The 17,656-nt window shown below is 61.7% G+C and carries 15 protein-coding genes; 9 read left to right on the top strand and 6 right to left on the bottom strand.

Translation table 11 applies throughout. The annotated features are described in order from the left end of the window. Window positions 1-12 precede the first annotated feature (12 nt). Window positions 13-648, bottom strand: a complete 636-nt coding sequence (locus LU684_RS11930) for a Pr6Pr family membrane protein (RefSeq protein WP_016488809.1) — start codon at window positions 646-648, stop codon at window positions 13-15. Window position 649: 1 nt separating this feature from the next. Next, complete coding sequence (locus tag LU684_RS11925; RefSeq protein ID WP_016488810.1) at window positions 650-871, bottom strand: VF530 family DNA-binding protein; 222 nt, start codon at window positions 869-871, stop codon at window positions 650-652. 164 nt (window positions 872-1,035) lie between these two features. Between LU684_RS11925 and LU684_RS11920 the strand changes: the two genes are divergently transcribed. The 5 genes from LU684_RS11920 to LU684_RS11900 all read left to right on the top strand — a co-directional run bounded on the left by LU684_RS11920 (window position 1,036) and on the right by LU684_RS11900 (window position 10,246). Beyond that, window positions 1,036-3,090, top strand: a complete 2,055-nt coding sequence (locus LU684_RS11920; protein ID WP_016488811.1) for a TonB-dependent receptor — start codon at window positions 1,036-1,038, stop codon at window positions 3,088-3,090. A 219-nt stretch (window positions 3,091-3,309) separates the two neighbouring features. Further along, the gene (locus LU684_RS11915; RefSeq protein ID WP_023047125.1) at window positions 3,310-4,644 is read left to right on the top strand and encodes a carbohydrate porin; all 1,335 of its coding nucleotides are present in this window, start codon (window positions 3,310-3,312) and stop codon (window positions 4,642-4,644) included. A gap of 32 nt (window positions 4,645-4,676) precedes the next feature. Continuing rightward, window positions 4,677-7,088: a glucose/quinate/shikimate family membrane-bound PQQ-dependent dehydrogenase gene (locus LU684_RS11910; RefSeq protein WP_023047124.1), complete on the top strand. Its 2,412-nt coding sequence runs from the start codon at window positions 4,677-4,679 to the stop codon at window positions 7,086-7,088. Window positions 7,089-7,328: 240 nt separating this feature from the next. Then, window positions 7,329-9,746 (top strand): endopeptidase La, encoded by a 2,418-nt coding sequence (gene lon / locus LU684_RS11905; RefSeq protein ID WP_016488814.1) that lies wholly within the window; start codon window positions 7,329-7,331, stop codon window positions 9,744-9,746. Window positions 9,747-9,853: 107 nt separating this feature from the next. After that, on the top strand, window positions 9,854-10,246 hold the full coding sequence (locus LU684_RS11900; protein ID WP_016488815.1) for a protease inhibitor I42 family protein: 393 nt from the start codon (window positions 9,854-9,856) through the stop codon (window positions 10,244-10,246). Window positions 10,247-10,252: 6 nt separating this feature from the next. Here the strand turns inward: LU684_RS11900 and LU684_RS11895 are convergent, their stop codons facing one another. Then, the gene (locus LU684_RS11895) at window positions 10,253-11,188 is read right to left on the bottom strand and encodes an alpha-xenorhabdolysin family binary toxin subunit B (protein ID WP_060519999.1); all 936 of its coding nucleotides are present in this window, start codon (window positions 11,186-11,188) and stop codon (window positions 10,253-10,255) included. Window position 11,189: 1 nt separating this feature from the next. Next, window positions 11,190-12,380, bottom strand: coding sequence for an alpha-xenorhabdolysin family binary toxin subunit A (locus tag LU684_RS11890; RefSeq protein ID WP_145913744.1), 1,191 nt, complete (start codon window positions 12,378-12,380; stop codon window positions 11,190-11,192). A gap of 202 nt (window positions 12,381-12,582) precedes the next feature. Between LU684_RS11890 and cmoA the strand changes: the two genes are divergently transcribed. Both cmoA and cmoB read left to right on the top strand, forming a co-directional pair. Then, window positions 12,583-13,326 carry a carboxy-S-adenosyl-L-methionine synthase CmoA gene (gene cmoA / locus LU684_RS11885; protein ID WP_016488818.1) on the top strand — a complete coding sequence of 248 codons (744 nt, stop codon included), beginning with the start codon at window positions 12,583-12,585 and terminating at the stop codon, window positions 13,324-13,326. Further along, window positions 13,323-14,279, top strand: a complete 957-nt coding sequence (cmoB, locus tag LU684_RS11880) for a tRNA 5-methoxyuridine(34)/uridine 5-oxyacetic acid(34) synthase CmoB (protein WP_023047123.1) — start codon at window positions 13,323-13,325, stop codon at window positions 14,277-14,279. The genes cmoA and cmoB overlap by 4 nt, the downstream gene beginning before the upstream one ends. Window positions 14,280-14,348: 69 nt before the next feature. On the opposite strand, the gene LU684_RS11875 is transcribed toward cmoB, so the two are convergent. Further along, window positions 14,349-14,552: a hypothetical protein gene (locus LU684_RS11875; protein WP_016488820.1), complete on the bottom strand. Its 204-nt coding sequence runs from the start codon at window positions 14,550-14,552 to the stop codon at window positions 14,349-14,351. A gap of 258 nt (window positions 14,553-14,810) precedes the next feature. Between LU684_RS11875 and LU684_RS11870 the strand changes: the two genes are divergently transcribed. Both LU684_RS11870 and LU684_RS11865 read left to right on the top strand, forming a co-directional pair. Next, on the top strand, window positions 14,811-15,485 hold the full coding sequence (locus LU684_RS11870; protein ID WP_016488821.1) for a heavy metal response regulator transcription factor: 675 nt from the start codon (window positions 14,811-14,813) through the stop codon (window positions 15,483-15,485). Then, on the top strand, window positions 15,482-16,864 hold the full coding sequence (locus tag LU684_RS11865; RefSeq protein WP_060519996.1) for a heavy metal sensor histidine kinase: 1,383 nt from the start codon (window positions 15,482-15,484) through the stop codon (window positions 16,862-16,864). The genes LU684_RS11870 and LU684_RS11865 overlap by 4 nt, the downstream gene beginning before the upstream one ends. Before the next feature lie 66 nt (window positions 16,865-16,930). On the opposite strand, the gene pdxJ is transcribed toward LU684_RS11865, so the two are convergent. Beyond that, window positions 16,931-17,653 carry a pyridoxine 5'-phosphate synthase gene (pdxJ, locus tag LU684_RS11860; RefSeq protein WP_218115272.1) on the bottom strand — a complete coding sequence of 241 codons (723 nt, stop codon included), beginning with the start codon at window positions 17,651-17,653 and terminating at the stop codon, window positions 16,931-16,933. Window positions 17,654-17,656 lie beyond the last annotated feature (3 nt).

The following is a 17,656-nucleotide window of genomic DNA, read 5'->3' as shown; positions in this document are numbered from 1 at the left end:
GGCCAGTGCACGCTAAGCGAATCTGTTCGACCCGCGCCACTTATCCAGCCCCAGCAACACCAGCCCTATCCCCCAGAACCCCGCCAGCACCCCCAGGGCATTGAGCATCACCTGCCCATACCCCAGGCTCGCCACATCGATGAACGGATAGGCATACACGCCAATCTCGCTCCCCCGCCACAGCGCGTAGGCGAAGTACACCGCCGGGTAAATCGCCCACACCGCCAAGTGCCAAAGCCTCAGGCTGCCCTTGGGCACCTCCCACCACCAGTACACGGCATAAAGCACCGGCATCACGTCGTGCAGCAACTCGTCCGCCAGCCATTGCCAGCCCTGCGGTTGCCACAAGTGACGCAGCAACAGGCTGTAGGCCAGCGCCACCAGCACGATGCTGGCAGCCACCGCAGTACTCACCGACGGCGACAGGAAAAAACGCCTGACTCGGCCTTCACGACCGAACGCCGCATAACTGACCACCGCCGCCACCAAGGTATTGGTCAGCACGGTGAAATAGCCGAACACGTTGATCAGGCCGCCAATCAGGCTGGCCTGTTCCTGCCAGCGCGCCAGCAGCACCAGGTATACCTGCACGGTCAGGCCGAACCAGCCGAGCACGGCGATGCTGGTCAGCCAGGGGCGACGCGGCATATCAGGCCTGGCGCTGCAGCTTCACGTACAACTGCTCGACCTTTTCCCGCGCCCACGGTGTCTTGCGCAAAAAGGCCAGGCTCGACTTGATGCTGGGGTTGCTCTTGAAGCAACGCACATCGATGCGTTCGGCCAGGCCCTGCCATTGGTAGTGCGCCACCAGCTCGGTGAGGATCTGTTCAAGGGTCTTGCCGTGCAGCGCGTTGTGTTGGGCCGTGCTCATGCTGTGCTCCGTTGGAAAGATGCGCACCTTACACGAGTGTAGTGGCGGACGGGATCCGTCAAGTCGACAGAAAAACTGCTGGCCAGGCGTAAAACCTCTGTGCTGAAATAGTTATGTTATGTTGTAACACTAAAAAAGCATCTGCCAAGGAACGCCCCATCGCCATGTTGTACCCAACGCTTCGTCTCTCCCCCCTTGCCGTCGCGCTCTGGCTGGCTGCATCGCCCAGCCAGGCCGTGGAACTCGAACCACAGGTAATTACCGCCAATCCGCTGGGCAACCGCCAGCTGACCGCCCCCAGCACCGTGCTCGAAGGCGACAACCTGCTGCAACAACAGCACGGCAGCCTCGGTGAAACCCTGAACAAGCAGCCCGGGGTCGCCTCTACCTGGTTCGGCCCTGGCGCCAGCCGCCCGGTGATCCGCGGCCTGGACGGCGACCGCATCCGCATCCTGCGCAATGGCGTCGGCGCCCTGGATGCCTCATCGCTGTCCTATGACCACGCCGTGCCGCTGGACCCGGTTACCGTCGAGCGCGTCGAGATCGTCCGTGGCCCGGCCGCCCTGCTCTACGGCGGCAACGCCATCGGTGGCGTGGTCAATACCTTCGACAACCGCATCCCGGACGCACCGATCGAAGGCATCCACGGTGCCGGCGAGCTGCGCTACGGTGGCGCCGACACCACCCGCAGCAGCGCCGGCAAATTGGAGGCGGGCAACGGTGCCTTCGCCCTGCATCTCGATGCCAACAGCCGCCAATTCAACGACCTGCGCATCCCCGGCTACGCCCGCAGCGCCAAGGTACGTGACGCCGATGAGCCCGGCAGCAAACACCGCCTGGAAAACAGCGACGGCCGCCAAGATGGCGGTGCCGTCGGTGGCGCCTATCACTGGGATCACGGTTACGCCGGCCTGTCTTATAGCCGCTACGACAGCAATTACGGCTCGGTGGCCGAATCCGGTGTGCGCCTGGACATGAAACAGGACCACTACGCCTTCGCCTCCGAACTGCGTGACCTGGATGGCCCGTTCAGCTCCGTCAAGATCGATGCTGGCTATACCGACTACGAACACAGCGAGATCGAAGAAGGCGAGGTGCACACCACCTTCAAGAACAAGGGCTACGAAGCCCGTATCGAAGCCCGCCACCAACCGCTCGGGCCGGTGGAGGGGGTGATCGGTGCTCAGGTCAGCCGCAACGAATTTTCCGCCCTGGGCGAAGAGGCTTTTGTCCCACACACCCATACCAACAGCCTCGCGCTGTTCATGCTGGAGCAATGGCAGGCCACACAGCGGCTGAACCTGAGCCTGGGCGCACGCGTGGAGCACACTCGGGTAGACCCTGACGCCAAAGGCAACGAAAACTTCGTCGATGCCGACAGCGCCAGCAGCTTCAACGCCTTCAGCCTGTCATCAGGTGCGGTGTACCAGCTCGACCCGATCTGGTCGCTGGCCGCCAACCTCGGCTACACCGAGCGCGCCCCGACGTTCTACGAGCTGTACGCCAATGGCGCGCACGTGGCCACCGGCGCTTTTGAAGTTGGCGACGCCAGCCTGAACAAGGAAAAGGCCATCTCTGCCGACCTGGCGCTGCGCTTCGACAATGGCACCCACAAAGGCAGTGTCGGGGTGTTCTACAGCCACTTTCGCAACTACATCGGGCTGATCGGCACCGGCAACCTGCGCGAGGGCGGGCATGATCACGACCATGGCGAGGACGACCACGATCACGACCATGACCATGACCACGACGGTTTCCCGGAATACCAGTACCAGGGCGTGCGGGCGCGCTTTTACGGCATCGAGGCCCAGGACCGCTGGCAACTGGTCGAGAACCGTTACGGCAGCTTCGCGCTGGAGTTGTCTGGTGACTACACCCGGGCCAAGAACCTCGACAGCGGCGAACCGCTGCCACGCATCGCCCCGCTGCGCCTGAACAGCGGCCTGGTGTGGGAACTGGACCGCTGGCAGGCGCGGGTCGATGTCCAGCATGCCGCGTCGCAGCACCGCAAACCGGCCAACGAAACCAGCACCGATGGCTACACCACACTGGGTGCAAGCATTGGCTACCGCTTCGAAGTTGGCCAGAGCCAGTGGTTGGCGTTTGTGCGCGGCGAAAACCTGACCGACCAGACCGTGCGTTATGCCAGCTCGATCCTGCGCGATATCGCGCCGGCGCCGGGGCGTAGTGTCGAAGTGGGGTTGCGTACCACCTTCTGAAATCGCGGGGGCGCTTTGCGCCCCTCTTCAGGCTATTGTTACCCGCTGAACAACAATCCCCTGCGACAATTTGTCTTTTTTTCTTACAACTTCCGCTATATCCTGCCCGCCTGAAGCTGAATCGCTTCACTGAAACCATCCTGTCGCCATATCCATTGAAGGGCACGCCCTTCGATGCGCTTGCCGTTTTTTCAATAATCAAAAAGATAGCGCTATCTCATGCTCCAACTGCCCAAAACCTGTTACATCGGCCTTGCCCTCAGCGCCTTGGCGACACCCGCCGCCGCCAGCGAAATGTTCGCCAGCGACTCCCCATGGATGCTCGGTGACTGGGGCGGCACTCGCAGCGAATTGCTGGAAAAAGGCTACGACTTCACCCTCGGCTACACCGGCGAGATGGGCAGCAACCTGCACGGTGGCTTCGACCACGACCGTACCGCTCGCTACAGCGACCAGTTCACCTTTGGCAGCCACCTGGACCTGGACAAGATTTTCGGCTGGCATGACACCGAGTTCCAGCTGACCCTTACCGAGCGCCACGGCGACAACATCAGCAACGACCGCATCAACGATCCTCGCGTCGGCGGCTTCACCTCGGCCCAGGAAGTCTGGGGCCGTGGCGAAACCTGGCGGCTGACGCAGATGTGGATCAAGCAGAAGTACTTCGAGGGTGCGCTGGATGTGAAATTCGGTCGCTTCGGCGAAGGCGAAGATTTCAACAGCTTCCCTTGCGACTTCCAGAACCTGGCCTTTTGCGGCTCGCAGGTAGGCAACTGGGTGGGTGGCATCTGGTACAACTGGCCGGTCAGCCAATGGGCCCTGCGCGTGCGTTACAACCTCAGCGACACGCTTTACACCCAGGTGGGCGTGTTCGAGCAGAACCCCTCCAACCTCGAATCTGGCAACGGCTTCAAGCTCAGCGGCAGCGGCACCCAAGGCGCGGTAATGCCAGTCGAACTGGTATGGACCCCACGTATCCAAGGTTTGAAAGGGGAATATCGCGCTGGCTACTACTACAGTAATGCCAAGGCACAGGATGTTCTCAAGGACAGCAACGGCCAGCCGGCCGCCCTCAGCGGCGCCGCCTACCGCAGCAGTTCGAGCAAGCACGGCATGTGGCTCGGCGCCCAGCAGCAAGTAACCTCGCTGGCATCCGACCAGTCGCGAGGCCTGAGCCTGTTCGCCAACGCCACGGTGCACGACAAGAAGACCAATGCCATCGACAACTATGTGCAGGCAGGACTGGTATACAAAGGGCCTTTCGACGCCCGCGCCAAGGACGACATCGGTTTCGCCCTGGCCCGAGTGCACGTCAACCCCGCCTACCGCAAGAACGCCCGCCTGGCCAACCAGGCCGCAGGGCTCTACGACTATGACAATCCAGGTTTCCTGCCGGTGCAGGACACCGAGTACAGCGCCGAGCTGTACTACGGCATCCACTTGGCCGACTGGCTCACCGTACGCCCCAACCTGCAGTACATCCGCCACCCGGGCGGGGTGTCGCAGGTCGATGGCGCCCTGATCGGTGGCCTGAAGATCCAGAGCAGTTTCTAACCACCCTTTTTTGACCTGACGGAGAACCTACGATGAGCACTGAAGGTGCCAACCAAGGAAGCCGCTGGCTCCCTCGCCTGATCGGCGCGCTGCTGTTGCTGATGGGCCTGGCCCTGCTGGCCGGTGGTATCAAGCTAAGCCAGCTGGGCGGATCGCTGTACTACCTGATTGCCGGTATCGGCTTTGCCCTCTCGGGCATCCTGCTGCTGGCCCAACGCCGCATTGCCTTGGGCCTGTACGGCCTGGTGCTGCTGGGCAGCACTGTATGGGCGCTGCTTGAAGTGGGCCTGGACTGGTGGCAACTGGTGCCACGCCTGGCCATCTGGTTTGCCATCGGCGTGGTGCTGCTGCTGCCGTGGGCACGTCGTCCGTTGATCGGCCCGGCCAGCAAAGCCAACACTGCACTGCTCGGCGTTGCGGTGGTTGCTTCGGGCGCATGTGCGCTGGGCAGCCAGTTCACCCACCCCGGCGAAGTGTTCGGCGAACTGGGCCGCGAAAGCAGCGAAATGGCCAGCGCCGCCCCATCCATGCCTGATGGCGAATGGCAGGCTTACGGCCGCACCGAGCATGGCGACCGTTATTCACCGCTGCGCCAGATCACCCCGCAGAATGCCTACCGCCTGGAAGAAGCCTGGCGCATTCGCACCGGTGACCTGCCGACCGACAACGACCCTGTGGAGCTGACCAACCAGAACACCCCGCTGAAGGTCAACGGCATGCTCTACGCCTGCACCGCACACAGCCGCTTGCTGGCCCTGGACCCGGACACCGGCGCGGAAATCTGGCGTTACGACCCGCAGGTCAAGAGCCCGACCGGCACCTTCAAAGGCTTTGCCCACATGACCTGCCGCGGCGTTTCGTACTATGACGAAAACCGCTATGTCAGCCGCGACGGCAGCCCGGCGCCGAAAATTACCGACGCCGGCCAGGCCGTAGCCCAGGCCTGCCCACGCCGCCTGTACCTGCCTACCGCAGATGCCCGCCTGATTGCCATCAACGCCGACAACGGCAAAGTCTGCGAAGGCTTCGCCAACCAGGGCGTGATCGACCTCACCACCGGCATCGGTCCCTTCACTGCCGGCGGCTACTACTCCACCTCGCCTGCCGCTATCACCCGTGACCTGGTGATCATTGGTGGCCATGTCACCGACAACGAGTCGACCAACGAGCCGTCGGGCGTGATCCGCGCCTACGACGTGCACGACGGCCACCTGGTGTGGAACTGGGACAGCAACAACCCGGATGACACCAAGCCGTTGGCCGCCGGCAAGATGTACAGCCGCAACTCGGCCAATATGTGGTCGATCGCCAGCGTCGACGAAGACCTGGGCATGATCTACCTGCCGTTGGGCAACCAGACCCCGGACCAGTGGGGCGCCGACCGCACCCCGGGCGCCGAGAAGTACAGCGCCGGCGTGGTCGCCCTTGACCTGGCCACCGGCAAGGCCCGCTGGAACTACCAGTTTACCCACCACGACTTGTGGGACATGGACGTGGGCAGCCAGCCGACCTTGGTCCACCTGAAGACTGACGATGGGGTGAAACCCGCGATCATCGTGCCGACCAAGCAAGGCAGCCTGTACGTGCTCGACCGCCGCGACGGTACGCCGATCGTGCCGATTCGCGAAATCCCCACCCCGCAAGGCGCAGTGAAGGGCGACCACACCTCGCCGACCCAGGCCCGCTCCGACCTCAACCTGCTGGGCCCTGAGCTGACCGAACAGGCCATGTGGGGCGCTACGCCATTCGACCAGATGCTGTGCCGCATCCAGTTCCGCGAACTGCGCTACGAAGGCCAGTACACCCCGCCTTCCGAGCAGGGTTCGCTGATCTACCCGGGCAACGTGGGTGTATTCAACTGGGGCAGCGTGTCCGTCGACCCGGTCCGCCAACTGCTGTTCACCTCGCCCAACTACATGGCCTTCGTGTCGAAGATGGTCCCGCGCGAGCAGGTGGCCGAAGGCAGCAAGCGCGAAAGCGAGACCAGCGGCGTGCAGCCGAATACCGGCGCGCCGTACGCGGTCACCATGCACCCATTCATGTCGCCGCTAGGCGTACCGTGCCAGGCACCGGCCTGGGGCTATGTCGCCGCCATCGACCTGTTCACCAACAAGGTGGTGTGGAAACACAAGAACGGCACCACTCGTGACAGCACCCCGGTACCGATCGGCCTGCCGGTTGGCGTGCCGAGCATGGGCGGTTCGATCGTCACCGCCGGTGGCGTCGGCTTCCTCAGCGGCACCCTGGACCAATACCTGCGCGCTTATGATGTAAACAACGGCAAGGAACTGTGGAGTGCCCGCCTGCCAGCGGGTGGCCAGGCCACGCCGATGACCTACACCGGCAAGGATGGTAAGCAGTATGTGCTGGTAACCGCCGGCGGCCATGGCTCGCTGGGCACCAAAATGGGCGATTACATCATCGCTTACAAATTGGCTGACTAAGTTACCGAGCCCTGCTTGCAGGGCTCATTCCCCTGTACCGGCCTCATCGCCGGCAAGCCAGCTTCCACAGGTATTCCACCGACCTTGAAAATGGTGGGTTACCTGTGGGCGCTGGCTTGCCGGCGATGAGGCCGGTGCAGGCCATCACAGATGAAACCCTCCCCTGGTCCCTTCGTCTACCATTGAAACCGATTCCCCTGCGCCCCATCTAAGCACCATAGCCATTCACGCAGGTGCCCCATGAGCGACCAGCAGGATTTCCCGGAACACCCTGACGAACACAGCGAAGTCGAGCACACCTCCCCGGCCGAACCCGGCCACGCCCTCGCCCTGCCCGGCCAGCAACTGCCGGACAAAGTCTACGTGATCCCGATCCACAACCGCCCGTTCTTCCCGGCCCAGGTACTGCCGGTCATCGTCAATGAAGAACCTTGGGCCGAAACCCTCGACCTGGTGGCCAAGTCACCGGACCACTGCCTGGCGCTGTTCTTCATGGACACCCCGCCGGAAGACCATCGCCATTTCGACACCTCGGCCTTGCCGCAATACGGCACGCTGGTCAAGGTGCACCATGCCAGCCGTGAAAACGGCAAACTGCAGTTCGTCGCCCAGGGCCTGACCCGGGTACGCATCCGCAACTGGCTCAAGCATCACCGCCCACCCTACCTGGTCGAAGTCGAATACCCGCGCCAGTCCGCCGAGCCGACCGACGAGGTCAAGGCTTACGGCATGGCCCTGATCAACGCGATCAAGGAGCTGCTGCCGCTCAACCCGCTGTACAGCGAAGAGCTGAAGAACTACCTCAACCGCTTCAGCCCCAACGACCCGTCACCGCTCACCGACTTCGCCGCCGCGCTGACCTCGGCCACCGGCAACCAGTTGCAGGAAGTACTCGACTGCGTGCCCATGCTAAAGCGCATGGAAAAGGTCCTGCCGATGCTGCGCAAAGAGGTGGAAGTCGCGCGCCTGCAGAACGAGATCTCGGCCGAGGTAAACCGGCAGATCGGCGAACACCAGCGGGAGTTTTTCCTCAAGGAGCAACTCAAGGTCATCCAGCAGGAGCTGGGGCTGACCAAGGACGACCGCAGCGCCGACCTGGAACAGTTCGAACAGCGCCTGGAAGGCAAGACCCTGCCGCCCCAGGCGCGCAAGCGCCTTGATGAAGAGATGGGCAAACTGGCCATTCTCGAAACCGGTTCGCCCGAGTACGCCGTCACCCGCAACTACCTCGAATGGGCCACCGCCCTGCCGTGGGGCGTGTACGGCAAAGACAAGCTCGACCTCAAGCATGCACGCAAAGTCCTTGATCAGCACCATGCCGGCCTCGACGACATCAAGGAACGCATCATCGAATTCCTCGCCGTGGGCGCCTGGAAAGGCGAAATCAGCGGCTCCATCGTGCTGTTGGTGGGCCCGCCCGGGGTGGGCAAGACCAGCATCGGCAAATCCATTGCAGAATCGCTTGGCCGGCCGTTCTATCGTTTCAGCGTTGGCGGCATGCGCGACGAGGCCGAAATCAAGGGCCACCGCCGCACCTACATCGGCGCACAACCCGGCAAGCTGGTACAGGCCCTGAAAGAGGTCGAAGTGATGAACCCGGTCATCATGCTCGACGAGATCGACAAGATGGGCCAAAGCTATCAGGGCGACCCGGCTTCGGCATTGCTGGAAACCCTCGATCCGGAGCAGAACGTCGACTTCCTCGACCACTACCTCGACCTGCGCCTGGACCTGTCCAAGGTGCTGTTCGTGTGCACCGCCAACACCCTCGACTCGATCCCCGGGCCGTTGCTCGACCGCATGGAAGTGATCCGCCTGTCCGGCTACATCACTGAGGAAAAACTGGCCATCGCCAAGCGCCACCTGTGGCCCAAGCAACTGCAAAAAGCTGGCGTTTCCAAGACCAGCCTGAGCATCAGCGACAGCGCCCTGCGCCTGGTTATCGAGGGCTATGCCCGCGAGGCCGGCGTGCGCCAGCTGGAGAAGCAATTGGGCAAACTGGTGCGCAAAGCGGTGGTCAAGCTGATGGAAGACCCCGAAGCCAAGCTGAAGATCGGCACCAAGGACCTGGAGGCCGCACTGGGCATTCCCGTATTCCGCAGTGAGCAGGTACTGGCTGGCAAAGGGGTAATCACCGGCCTGGCCTGGACCAGCATGGGCGGTGCCACGCTGCCGATCGAGGCGACCCGCATCCACACGCTCAACCGCGGCTTCAAGCTGACCGGCAAGCTGGGGGACGTGATGAAGGAATCGGCCGAAATTGCCTACAGCTACGTCAGCTCCAACCTCAAGCAGTTTGGCGGCGATCCTGGCTTCTTCAACGAAGCGTTCATCCACCTGCACGTTCCTGAAGGCGCCACGCCCAAGGACGGCCCGAGTGCCGGCGTCACCATGGCAAGTGCCCTGTTGTCCCTCGCCCGCGATCAGGCACCGAAAAAAGGCGTAGCCATGACGGGCGAGCTCACCCTCACCGGCCAGGTGCTGCCGATTGGCGGGGTACGCGAAAAGGTGATTGCGGCGCGGCGGCAGAAGATCTTCGAACTGATCCTGCCCGAGCCTAACCGCGGCGACTTCGAGGAGCTGCCGGACTACCTGCGAGAAGGCCTGACAGTGCATTTCGCCAAGCGCTTTGCCGACGTGGCCAAAGTCCTGTTCTGACCTGTGCCGTCCTCCTCGCGGCTTAAGCCGCGAAGAGGACGGCACTGGGCACACAAAACCCCACCAGCATCGGTTATCCTCAGGCATCGTCAGCCTACGGAGCCAACATGACCGCCCCTCGTCTGCTCGTTCCCCTGAGCTTTACCCTGCTTTCTGCCTGTGCCCAATACCCCACACAGCCTGTCGAGCTGGATGCCGAAAGTGAATGCCCAACGCGACTGCAGGTAGGCCAGACACTGACGTTGAGCTTGCCCGGCAATCCATCCACCGGCTATCGCTGGCTCGTCAAGAATGCCGCATCAGCTGTGCTGCGCAGCCTCGGCCCGGAGGTCTACAACGCCCCCGATGATCAAGACGTGGTCGGAAGCGCCGGTGTCTCCACCTGGCGCTTCCAGGCTACCAGCACCGGAGATGCCCAGTTGCTACTGGTCTACCAACAGCCATGGGCTGCAGAAGTCGCCCCGGTACAAACCTTCGACTGCAAGATTGTCGTCCGCTGAGGGCAATCAACTGCGGTCATACAGCAGTTGCACCACCTTCAGGTACTCACACAAACCGTCCAGCGCGACTGTGGCAGCTTCCAGATCCATGGTTGCGCTGAGTCTGGCGGCCTGCGCCTGCCACTCAGACTCTACCTTGCGAAGCTCATGTAGCCACCCGTTCTTCAGCGGCACCAAGCCCGACAGCGCCGTGACCGCTTCCAGTTCTTCCCGCGCCGCTTGCAGGGTTCGCTGCACCTGCCGCTGGTCGTCCACTGCAGCCTCGATCTTGCTATCCAGCCGGCCACGGGCTTTGCCCAGGTCGACGAATGTCTTGGCCCCGTCAAGCGCATCAGCATGCCGTGCAAGCTTTTGCGTCACAGCCTTGAACAGGCCGGCGTCGAATTTCGGATCGGTGATCAATCCCATTATCTGATCGACCTCATCATCGCTCGGGATGAGGCCTTTCAGTGCGCTTGCAACCGAAGGTTTCTCGAACAGCTCGATAGCCTGGACAATATCTGCACGCTGCTGTTGCAGTTGCATCAATCGTTCATCGAATGCGACTGCCTGTACTTGAAGGCCGGCCGTTCGCGCTGCCAACTCTGGCAAGGCGTCGACAAGCGCCGATAGCGAAAACAGCTCCAACCGCAAGTTTTTCCTGGCCAAGTGCGCGTGATGCTGATTCAAACGCTCCAGTACACTGGCGAGCCTGCGCTGCGAAGCGCCGCTGTCCACACCCGGAATAAATCGCCGATCCTCCAGCAATACGATACCGCCTATCAAGCTCTCCTTGAATGCGCGCTCGACAGCCAGCAACAGTGTACACAGTTCATCCAGTTGCTCGCGTGCGGCAGGCAGCACGTTCATTTCCCAACTTCCAATGAGCTGGAATATCTGATCCTGCAGATTTTGCATCTCTACAACATCTGGCGTGACGGTTTGAGTATTGGCAATTTCCATGTCAGGCTTCCTCATACTCGTCAATCAGTTCATTGAACAGCTCTGACAGCGTATGGCACACACTGCCTATTTTGGTCCACGGTTTGATAACCTCCGAAAAATCAAGAACAAAGGATTCAAGCTGGACGACGGTACTCAGTTCTTTGGCTTCATTGACAGAGTTGTCGGCATACGAAGCGAGGAACAACCAAACATCGGCCAACCGCTTGGTCGCCGCCGACAGATCCTTGCACCTGAATTGCAAATCTCTGACCAGCGTCGAAACACGCTCGAAGTCCTTCAAGGCCGGCGCCAGCTTGCCCAGTGCATTGGCCAACTCATCGCGTCTTTCAATCAGCGCATTCTTTGTAGCCCTGATAGCTTCTGCCTTGTTTCCGAATACGCCACCGGTTATCACCAGACCGATCGGCCCCAACAAGATACCGGTGAATGCATAGCCAACATGGGCATCGTACTCAGCCTTCAACTGGTCGACCTGCTCGTCCCACTGATCGAGTTGCTTGCGTTTTTCCAGGATTTCCTGATGGGAAACCTTCTCATCGAAGTGCTTCAACAAGCGTCCCATACGCGGCTTGAGTTCACGCTTGATTTCATTGTTGAACCAGTTGGCACGGCTGTCGACGTCAACGATACGCCGGCGAGTGCATTCAATTTCCTTCACCAGTTCGGAAATGCCGAGCGTCAGCACACTGGCGATCTGTGCTTGTTCATGTTCGCTGAGCGCCGAGGTGTAAACATCGTCGCCCTCCTCGGCCTTGCGTTTCTTGATCGCCATGAACACGTCGCTGCTTTCAAGGTTTTCCAAAAGGCTACTGCCACGCTGCACCAGGCTTTCGGCAAACATCTCAATTTCAGGCCCCAGCTGTTTTATACTGCGTTCCAGTATGTCCCATTCAGCGGCATGCCGGTGCAGCGCCACGTAAAGCTCATTGACCATCGACGCTTTAATACCGAGGGCGGCGTAATCGACCTCCCTCTCGATTTCCACCTGCGTCCGCGGTAAATGGTTAACGGTATTGACGTACCGCTTAATGCATTTCAAATTATCTGCCGTCAGCAAACCACCAACTTGCTGACCACCATCGAGCCGGCTTTCAATGAATGAAAAATAGCGTTCTGGCAATATTTTCACTCTGGAAACCAGGTCCAGATCATCGACGGGTAGCTCTTCCTGCACAGTTGCTATATTCATTTCTCAACCCATGAAACCAATGAAGTAAAGGCAGTTGGAGTGTCCACCCGAACCCCCCTGAATACATTCACCCGGATAACTTAACGCTGTGGGAAAGTTCACTGCTGCAGGCATGAACGCTCCGACCCTGAAGCATTGCCATGGCAAGATGCGTGGCCATTGGATAAAATGCGCACCCGTTTCACCCTGTATCGAGCCCACCGTGAGCAAACAACCCGACCGCCTTTTCTCGCAGCCCCTGGAGCAGGTGCCCGATTTCGTCTTCAACGAAGACGTGGTGCGCGTGTTCCCGGACATGATCAAGCGTTCGGTGCCCGGTTACCCGACCATCGTCGAAAACCTCGGCGTACTGGCTGCGCGTTTCGCCCAGCCAGGCACCGCTCTGTACGACCTGGGCGCATCGCTGGGCGCCGTCACCCAGTCGCTGCGTCGCCATGTTCGCAGCGACGGCTGCCGGGTGATCGCGGTGGACAATTCCGCCGCCATGGCCGAACGCTGCCGCCAGTACCTCACCGCTCAGGACTCGATGTTCCAGGAGCTATTGCCGGTGCAAGTGCTGGAAGCCGATATCCTTGCCCTGCCCTTCGAGCCTGCCTCGGTAGTGGCGATGAACTTCACCCTGCAATTCATCGCCCCCGACCAACGCCTGGAATTGCTCGGGCGTATTCGCCAGGCGCTGCTGCCGGGGGGTGCGCTGATCCTTTCGGAGAAGCTGCGTTTCGCCGATGAGCAAGAGCAGGACCTGCTCAATGAACTGCACCTGGACTTCAAGCGCGCCAACGGTTACAGCGAACTGGAAATCGCCCAGAAGCGCAGCGCCATCGAAAACGTGATGCGCCCCGATACGCTCCAAGCACACCAGGAGCGCCTGCGCGCCGCCGGTTTCTCCAAAGTGGTGCCGTGGTTCCAATGCCTTAACTTCGCCTCGTTGATAGCCCTGCCATGATCGATCTGTCCCCCCTCGTCCGCCGCCTGGCGGGCACGCCACTGGCTTCCTGGTCGCAAGGCCTGCAAGCACAACTGGAAGCCAAGCTGGAGAAAGGCCACGGCGACCTCGACCGCTGGCGCGGTGCGCTCGATGCCCTGCCTGCCCTGCAACCCAGCGAAATCGACCTGGTCAACGGGCTGCGCCTGGACTGCGATTGCGACGACGCTACCCGCGCGCAGATGCGCCAGGCACTCATGGGCCTGTCGCCCTGGCGAAAAGGGCCGTTCGATCTGTTTGGCGTGCATGTAGACACCGAATGGCATTCGGACTGGAAATGGTCGCGGGTAAGCCCGCACCTGGACCTCAAGGGCAAACGCGTGCTCGACGTCGGCTGCGGCAACGGCTATTACCAGTGGCGCATGCTCGGTGCCGGCGCCGACATGGTAATTGGTGTCGACCCCAACTGGTTGTTCTTCTGCCAGTTCCAGGCCGTGCAGCAGTACCTGCCGGAGCTGCCAGCCTGGCACCTGCCCTTCGCCCTTGAAGAACTGCCTGCAAACCTGGAAGGCTTCGATACCGTGTTTTCCATGGGCGTGTTCTATCACCGGCGCTCACCCATCGAGCACTTGCTGGCGCTCAAGGACTGCCTGGTCAAAGGAGGCGAGCTGGTTTTGGAAACATTGGTAATCGAAGGTGACGAAAACCAGGTGCTGGTACCGGAGGACCGCTATGCACAGATGCGCAACGTCTGGTATCTGCCGTCGGTACCCGCCCTGGCGCGCTGGTTGCGCCGTGCCGGCTTCAGCGATGTGCGTTGCGTCGATGTGAGCGTTACCAGCGTCGAGGAGCAGCGCAGCACCGAGTGGATGCGCTACCAGTCGCTGGGCGACTTCCTCGACCCGAACGACCACAGCAAGACCATCGAAGGCCTGCCTGCCCCCCGCCGCGCCACCCTGCTGGCGCGCAAATAAAAAAGGCGCCCGGTCGGGCGCCTGAATCCACCTGCGGCGAGGAGCTGTCGCGGCGCAGGTGTTGTGACCTCAATCCTTGGCCACCTCGCGGGCCTTCTCTTGCGCCTTTCGTTCGCGTTCGGCGACGGCCTGTTGTTTGTCGCCGTGCAAGCGCTGCTGGTCTTCGCGGAAGGCTTGCCAGAACTGCTTCGAGCGCTCCGCACCGCCCTCGGCATAGACACTGGCACTGCCCAGGGCAAGGGCGGCCAACAGCAGGTATTTGGTCAGGTTCATCGTGTTTGCCTCGTGGTAACCGATCAGACACGGCCATCCTAGCGAGGGGCAGCTAACAGCAAGGTGAGGCGGGGATTACAGTCCTGCAATCTGGCCTTGTGTTGCCTACCAGGGCCCTGGCCTACAGCCAGATAACAGCAGAATGACAAATCCGTTATCTGCACCGCAGGCCTTTTCTCATGCCGTAACATCCTGGTTCTTGACCCTGATGTCACTACAGGGTCGAGAATTGCCCCCTTTCATCACACCGAGCACCCCATGCGCCTACTGATCATCGAGGACGAGCTGCGTACCGCCGATTACCTGCAACAAGGCCTGCGTGAAAACGGCTACGTGGTCGACTGCGCCCACACCGGCACCGACGGCCTGCACCTGGCCCGCCAACAGCCCTATGACCTGGTCATCCTCGATGTCAACCTGCCTGAAATCGATGGCTGGACCGTGCTGCAGCGGCTGCGAGCCGAATCGGCCACGCGCATCATGATGCTTACCGCCCACGGTCGCCTGGCCGACCGGGTCAAAGGCCTGGACCTGGGCGCTGACGACTACCTGCTCAAGCCGTTCGAATTCCCTGAACTTCTGGCGCGCATCCGCAGCCTGCTGCGGCGTAACGACCAGCAACTGCAGCCCAGCACCCTGCGCGTCGCCGACCTGGAACTGGACCCTGGCCGGCACCGCGCCTACCGCGCCGGGCAACGCATCGACCTGACCGCCAAGGAGTTCGCCCTGCTGCACCTGCTGATGCGCCAGACTGGCGAAGTGCTTTCGCGCACTCAGATCATCTCCTTGGTATGGGACATGAATTTCGACTGCGACACCAACGTGGTCGAGGTTTCGATCCGCCGCCTGCGGGCGAAGATCGACGACCCGTTCGACAACAAGCTCATCCATACCCTGCGCGGCGTAGGCTATGTCCTTGAGGCCCGCGTTTGAAAAACGCGAGCCTGTCGTTGCGCCTGGGCCTGAGCGTGACACTGATGGGCGCCGCGCTGGTGCTGCTGCTGGCCTGCCTGGCCGTGTTCGCCCTGGATCACGAACTGGACAGCCGCGCACGCAAGGATCTGGCGCGCAAGATGCTGCAGGTCGAGCACAACCTGCGCGTCGATCTGCGCAGCGAGGACCTGGGCAGTCGCGCCCATCCACTGCTCGACCTGGTCATGGGGCATGACAACCTCAGCCTCAGCGTACTGGCCCTGGAAGGCCGCCACCCGCACCTGCTCAGCCTGGGCCCGGCCCTGGAGTCGCGGGTGAGCGAGTTGCACACCGATGCCCGCCTGGCCTTTCACGCATGGCGCGACAGCAGCGGCAACCAGTTCCTCACCGTGACCCGGCAGATGCGCCTGCGCGACAACACGCCGGTGAAGGTGATGATGTCGCTGAACCGCGCCGACGACAACGCCCTGCTGCAAGCCTACCTGCACTCGACCTTGCTCGCCTTGCCACTGCTTCTGGTGTTGATCGGCGCGGGTGCCTGGTGGCTGATGCAGCGCGGCCTGAAACCGCTGCGGCGCTTCCGGCGTATTGCCGGGCAAGTGTCGGCCCAAGACCTGCAACACCGCCTGCCGGCTACCGGCCTGCCGCAAGAACTGGCGCAACTGGCCAGTAGCATCAACGTGATGCTCGACCGCCTCGATCAGGGCGTGAGCCAGTTGTCGCAGTTCTCCGACGATCTGGCTCATGAGTTGCGTACCCCGTTGAGCAACCTGATGGGCAAGGCGCAAGTGACCCTGGCCCGTGAGCGGGACAACGCCAACTACCGGGAAGTGCTGGAAGACAGTATCGAGGAGCTGACCCGGCTCAACCGCATCATCAATGACATGCTGTTTCTCGCCCAGGTCAGCCAGCCGCAAACGCAGGTTGCATTGAAACCCTTGGCCTTGGCTGACGAGGCAGCGCGAGTGGTCGAGCTGTTTGCCTTCAGTGCCGAGGTGAAAGCGATTGAGCTGCGTGTGCAGGGCTGGGGGACGGCGCTGGGGGACCGGCTGATGTTTCAGCGGGCATTGTCGAACCTGTTGAGCAATGCCATCCGGCACAGCCCTGAGGGTGAGCGAGTCGAGTTGCGGATTGAACGTTCAGGCAGCGAAGTATGGCTTTCGGTAGAGAACCAGGGGCCTGGCATTGCTACAGAACACCAGTCGCGCTTGTTCGAGCGGTTTTACCGGGTGGGCCCGGGGCGTTCGCGGCTGGAGGGCGGAACCGGGTTGGGGTTGGCAATCGTGAAGTCGATCATGCAGCTGCATGGCGGGCGGGTCGAAGTGAACAGCAGCCCCCTTGGGCCTACCCGCTTCACTCTGGTGTTTCCTGCCGAATAATCGATTGCCTGTACCGGCCTTTTCGCGGGTAGACCCGCGAAAGGGCCAGAACAGGCAACCAAACTCTCAGCGCGAAGCCGCCACGATCAGTGCCTTCATCTCGGCCACTGCGGCTTTGAAGCCTACAAACAAGGCATGCGCCACCAGCGCATGGCCGATGTTCAGTTCATTGATGCCCTTGATCGCCGCCACCGCCTCGACGTTGTGGTAATGCAGCCCGTGGCCAGCATTGACGATCAACCCCTGCCCCACGCCAAACGCAACGCCATCGACGATACGCTTGAGCTCCTCGGCCACTTCGGTGGGGGTTTCGGCATCGGCATAACGCCCAGTATGCAGCTCGATGGCCGGCGCCCCCACCCGGCGAGAGGCCTCGATCTGGCGCTCGTCAGCATCGATGAACAACGACACTTCGGCACCGGTGCGGGCAAGACGCTCCACTGCCGCCTTGATCCGTGCCTCCTGCCCCGCCACGTCCAGGCCACCTTCGGTGGTCAGTTCCTGACGGGTTTCAGGCACCAGGCAGATGTGCGCCGGGCGGATCTTTTCGGCAAAGGCCATCATTTCTTCGGTGACGCCCATTTCGAAGTTCATGCGCGTCTGCAGCACATCCTTGAGCAGCAGCACATCGCGCTCCTGGATATGCCGACGGTCTTCACGCAGGTGCACGGTGATGCCATCGGCGCCCGCTTCCTCGGCATCCAGGGCAGCCTTGACCGGATCAGGGTAACGCGTGCCCCGGGCCTGGCGCAGGGTCGCCACGTGGTCGATGTTTACGCCGAGAAGCATGCG

Source organism: Pseudomonas sp. NMI542_15 (assembly GCF_021283425.1).
Classification (GTDB): Bacteria; Pseudomonadota; Gammaproteobacteria; order Pseudomonadales; family Pseudomonadaceae; genus Aquipseudomonas; species Aquipseudomonas fortuita.
Note: the sequence above shows the minus strand (reverse complement) of the source record. Positions and strands in the feature narration are given on the sequence as shown.

Excerpts from the sequence above, each read along its gene's own strand:
- LU684_RS11875 (WP_016488820.1), bottom strand. The coding sequence starts at position 14,552 with ATGAACCTGACCAAATACCTGCTGTTGGCCGCCCTTGCCCTGGGCAGT.
- LU684_RS11915 (WP_023047125.1), top strand. The coding sequence starts at position 3,310 with ATGCTCCAACTGCCCAAAACCTGTTACATCGGCCTTGCCCTCAGCGCC.
- lon (WP_016488814.1), top strand. The coding sequence starts at position 7,329 with ATGAGCGACCAGCAGGATTTCCCGGAACACCCTGACGAACACAGCGAA.
- cmoB (WP_023047123.1), top strand. The coding sequence starts at position 13,323 with ATGATCGATCTGTCCCCCCTCGTCCGCCGCCTGGCGGGCACGCCACTG.
- pdxJ (WP_218115272.1), bottom strand. The coding sequence starts at position 17,653 with ATGCTTCTCGGCGTAAACATCGACCACGTGGCGACCCTGCGCCAGGCC.
- LU684_RS11895 (WP_060519999.1), bottom strand. The coding sequence starts at position 11,188 with ATGGAAATTGCCAATACTCAAACCGTCACGCCAGATGTTGTAGAGATG.
- LU684_RS11930 (WP_016488809.1), bottom strand. The coding sequence starts at position 648 with ATGCCGCGTCGCCCCTGGCTGACCAGCATCGCCGTGCTCGGCTGGTTC.
- LU684_RS11925 (WP_016488810.1), bottom strand. The coding sequence starts at position 871 with ATGAGCACGGCCCAACACAACGCGCTGCACGGCAAGACCCTTGAACAG.
- LU684_RS11910 (WP_023047124.1), top strand. The coding sequence starts at position 4,677 with ATGAGCACTGAAGGTGCCAACCAAGGAAGCCGCTGGCTCCCTCGCCTG.
- LU684_RS11920 (WP_016488811.1), top strand. The coding sequence starts at position 1,036 with ATGTTGTACCCAACGCTTCGTCTCTCCCCCCTTGCCGTCGCGCTCTGG.
- LU684_RS11890 (WP_145913744.1), bottom strand. The coding sequence starts at position 12,380 with ATGAATATAGCAACTGTGCAGGAAGAGCTACCCGTCGATGATCTGGAC.
- LU684_RS11900 (WP_016488815.1), top strand. The coding sequence starts at position 9,854 with ATGACCGCCCCTCGTCTGCTCGTTCCCCTGAGCTTTACCCTGCTTTCT.
- LU684_RS11870 (WP_016488821.1), top strand. The coding sequence starts at position 14,811 with ATGCGCCTACTGATCATCGAGGACGAGCTGCGTACCGCCGATTACCTG.